Genomic DNA, 4,365 nt, shown 5'->3' on the forward strand with positions numbered 1-4,365 from the left:
GCCCAGCGTCGTACCCGTGCCGTGCGCCTCCACCGCGTCCACGTCGGCCGTCGACAGGCCGGCGCTCGCCAGCGCTTGGCGGATCACCCGCTGCTGCGACGGGCCGTTCGGCGCGGTCAGGCCGCTCGACGCGCCGTCCTGGTTCACCGCGGACCCGCGTATCACGCCCAGGATCCGGTGCCCGTTGCGCCGGGCGTCCGACAGCCGCTCCAGGACGAGCACGCCGACGCCCTCCGACCAGCCCGTGCCGTCGGCGCCGTCTGCGAACGCCTTGCAGCGGCCGTCCGCCGCCAGGCCGCCCTGGCGGCTGAAGCCCGCGAAGCCCATCGGCGTCGACAGGACTGTCACACCACCGGCGAGCGCCAGCGAGCACTCCTCGTTGCGCAGCGCGTGGGAGGCGAGGTGGAGGGCGACGAGCGACGACGAGCACGCCGTGTCCACCGTCACCGCCGGGCCCTCCAGCCCGAACGTGTACGAGACTCGGCCGGAGAGGACACTGCCGGCGAGGCTGGTGCCGCCGTGGCCCTCCACGTCCTCCTGCGAGTTCATCACGACGCCCGCGTAGTCGACGCCGTTGGTGCCGACGAAGACGCCCGTCTTGCTGCCCTGGAGGGAGGCCGGGGCGATGCCCGCGCGCTCGATCGCCTCCCAGGACGCCTCCAGCAGCAGCCGCTGCTGCGGGTCCATCGTGACGGCCTCGCGCGGCGATATGCCGAAGAAGTCGGCGTCGAAGCCGGCCGCGTCGACGAAGCCGCCCTCGGCGGTGACGCTGGTGCCGTCACCGCCGTCGGCGCCGTCGCCCGTCAGGGCCTCGATGTTCCACCCACGGTCGGTCGGGAAGGGCGTGATGCCGTCACGTCCCTCGTGCAGCATCCGCCAGAGGTCCTCCGGGGACCGCACCCCGCCCGGCAGCCGGCAGGACATGCCCACGATGGCGATGGGCTCCTGCTTTCCGGCCTCGACTTCCAGCAGCCGTTGGCGGGTCTGGTGCAGATCCGCCGTGACCCACTTGAGGTAGTCAACGAGCTTGCTGTCGTTCGACATTGCGTGGAACCTTCCGTGTGAAGAATGAGGCCGGGTCAGCGATCGCCCAGACGGCCGAGCTCGTTGTCGATGAAGTCGAAGATCTCGTCCTCGCTGGCGGAGCCGATCCGCTCGGCGACCTCGGTGCCGGCGGTCTCGGCCGCGCCGCCCCGCCACTTCTCCAGCATCTGGAGCAGCCGGTTGGAGACGGCCGCCCGGGTGAGGGCGTCGGGTTCCGTGGTCGTGAGGGCGGAGTCGAGGCGGTCGAGCTCCGCGAGGAGGGAGGAGGAGGTGTCGGGGCCGTCCTCGCCCACGAGCTGCGAGACGAGGTGTTCGGCCAGGGAAACGGGGGTGGGGTGGTCGAAGGTCAGGGTGGCGGGCAGCCGCAGCCCCGTCGAGGCCGTCAGCCGGTTGCGGAGCTCGACGGCGGTCAGGGAGTCGAAGCCCAGGTCCTGGAACCCCTTCTTCGCCCCGATCGCCTCGGGCGAGGCGTGCCCGAGCACACGTGCCGCCTCCGCCCTGACGAGCTCCACGGCGAAACGTACGCGCTCTTCTTCCCGTATTTCCCTCAACTGTCGTGCGAGTCCGGCGGCGGTCGCGGCACCGTCCCCGGCGGCCGCCGCCACCCGTCGGCCGCCCTTCACCAGGCCGCGCAGCAGCGGCGGCACCTCCCCCTGAGCGCGCCGTGCGCCGGAGGCCGGGCCGATCGGGACGACGTACGGCTCGTCGAGCCCGATGGCCGCGTCGAACAGCGCCAGGCCCTGTGCGACCGTCAGCGGCGGCACTCCGGACGCCGCGATCCGCTGCATGTCGGCCTGCGACAGCGTGCCCGTCATACCGCTCCCCTGCGCCCACGCCCCCCACGCCAGAGACTGGGCGGGGAGGCCGAGACCCCTGCGATGGTGGGCGAGGGCGTCCAGGAAGACGTTGCCCGCGGCGTAGTTGGCCTGACCGGCGCTGCCCATCACGCCGGAGATGGAGGAGTAGCCGATGAAGGCGGCGAGGTCGAGGTCCTTGGTGAGCTCGTGGAGGTGCCAGGCGGCGTCGGCCTTCGGGCGCAGGACGGTCGCGAGGCGGTCCGGGGTCAGGGAGGTGACGATGCCGTCGTCGAGGACGCCGGCCGTGTGGATCACGGCGGTCAGCGGACGGGCGGCCGGGACCCCGGCCAGCAGGCCCTTCACCTCGGCGCGGTCGGATGTGTCGCAGGCGACGAGTGTCACCTCGGCGCCCAGGGCGGCGAGTTCGTCGGCCAGCTCCGCCGCGCCGGGGGCCTCCGGGCCACGACGGCTCGCCAGCAGCAGGTGCTTCATGCCGTGCTCGGTCACGAGGTGCCGGGCGAGTACGCCGCCCAGGCCGCCTGTGCCACCGGTAATCAGCACTGTGCCGGCCGGATTCCATGTGCGTACCGCTGCCGGAGTGCCGGCCTCCACCGCGACCCGCGCCAGCCGCCCCACGCGCACCGCACCGTCGCGGACGACGAACTGGGCGTCGCCGCCTGCGAGCAGGCCGGTCAGGCCCGGGAGGCCGGGGAGCAGGGTGGTCGGGTCGGTCGGGTCGGTGCCGGCGGTCTCGTCGACGTCGAGGAGGACGAACCGTCCGGGGTTCTCCGACTGTGCCGAGCGCACCAGGCCCCAGACCGCGGCGGCCGCCGGGTCACGGACGGCGTCCGCCGCGTCGGCGGGGACGGCGTTACGGGTGAGGAAGAGGAGGCGGGAGGCCGCGTGGCGGTTGTCGGCGAGCCACTCCTGAACGAGCTGGAGGGCGTGGGCCGTCAGCCGGTGCGCGGCTGCGGGTACGTCCTCGCCGTCGGTGGTGGCGACCGGGACCACGACGAGATCCGTGCCGGCCGGTACGTCGGCCAGGGACGCGATCCCGTAGCCGCCGAGCGTCACGGACCGAAGCACGTCCTGGGTAGTGGCGGGGCCGGGTGCCGGGACCCACTCCAGGCGCAGCAAGGCGCCCTGCTCCGCACCGGCCCCGGCGGGGGCGTCGTCGGCGTCCGGCCGGGGGTGGAGGACCAGCGTCTCCACCGACAGCACGGGAGCGCCGGTGGCGTCCGCCGCCGCGACCGAGACCGAGTCCCCCGCGGTCCGGGTGAGGCGTGCCCGTACGGCCGAGGCGCCGCCTGCGTGCAGGGACACTCCCGACCATGACAGCGGGGACAGCTCTTCCTCACCGTCCAGGCCCGCGAATTCCGCTGCCTGGGCGAGGGATTCCAGCAGGGCGGGGTGCATGCCGTAGTAGGGGGCGTCGGACGCGGCCTCGCCGGTCAGCTTCGCCTCGACGTACACCTCGTCGTCCCGGACCCACAGGGTGGTGGATTCGTCGCCCGCCTCGACGGCGGTGGCGCCGGTGGGCGGCCAGGTGGACGCGTCGAAGGGCACGACCTGCTCGCCGGAGGCGAGGACGCCGGTGGCGTGCTCGGTCCACGGCTCGTCGAGGGCGTCCTCGGGGCGTGAGTAGACGCGTACGGCACGTGCCCCTGTCGCGTCCGGCGCGCCCGTCCACACCTGGAGCGCAAGCGCGGACTCGCCGGTGAGGGCCAGGGGCGTGTGGACGGTCAGCTCGGTGACGCGGTCGCAGTCCACCTCGTCGCCGACGCGAATGGCCAGCTCAAGGAAGGCGGATACGGGGAATTCGCTGGTCTGTGGGGCAAGCCGGCTCGTGAACAGCATCCCGTCGGAGTCGGCCAGCGGCACCGCGGCACCCAGGAGCGGATGCCGGGCGGGCACGAGGCCGACGGACGAGACATCGCCGGTGAGGGCGGCGGGCCGGGGCCAGTAACGCTCGTGCTGGAACGCGTACGTGGGCAGCTCGACGCGCCGGGCACCGGTACCCGCGAACAGCTCGGCCCACGCGACGTCGACGCCGGAGACGTGGAGCTGGGCGAGGGCGGTGAGGAGAGCGGTCTCCTCGGGACGGTCCTTACGGAGAGCGGGGACGGAGGGCAGGTCCTGGTCGGGGTCGAGGGTGTGCTGGGCCAGAGCGGTCAGGACACCGTCGGGGCCGAGCTCGAGGAAGGCGGTAGCACCTGCCTCGCTCAGCGCCCGGACACCGTCGGAGAAACGGACGGCCTCACGCACGTGCCGCACCCAGTACTCGGGGGTCGCGACGAGCTCGGTCGTAGCCAGCTCACCCGTCACATTCGAAACGAGGGGAATGGCCGGGGCCTGGAAGGACAGGCCCTCGATGGCCCGACGGAAATCGTCCAGCATCGGATCCATCAACGGCGAGTGGAACGCATGACTCACCGACAACCGCTGAGTCTTACGACCCTCGGCGGCAAAGCTCGCCGCGATGGCCAGGGCCGCGTCCTCGTCACCGGCGATGACCACGGCCTCC

General features: G+C 73.1%; 2 protein-coding genes. Both read right to left on the minus strand.

The features are described from left to right. The coding region (locus tag ACX9I7_RS32305; protein WP_459389355.1) for a beta-ketoacyl synthase N-terminal-like domain-containing protein at positions 1–1,044 on the minus strand (1,044 nt) is incomplete at its 3' end. A 35-nt stretch (positions 1,045–1,079) separates the two neighbouring features. Continuing rightward, positions 1,080–4,365: type I polyketide synthase (locus ACX9I7_RS32310; RefSeq protein ID WP_459389356.1), on the minus strand; the 3,286-nt coding region annotated here is incomplete at its 5' end.

This window comes from Streptomyces sp. L500 (assembly GCF_054551825.1).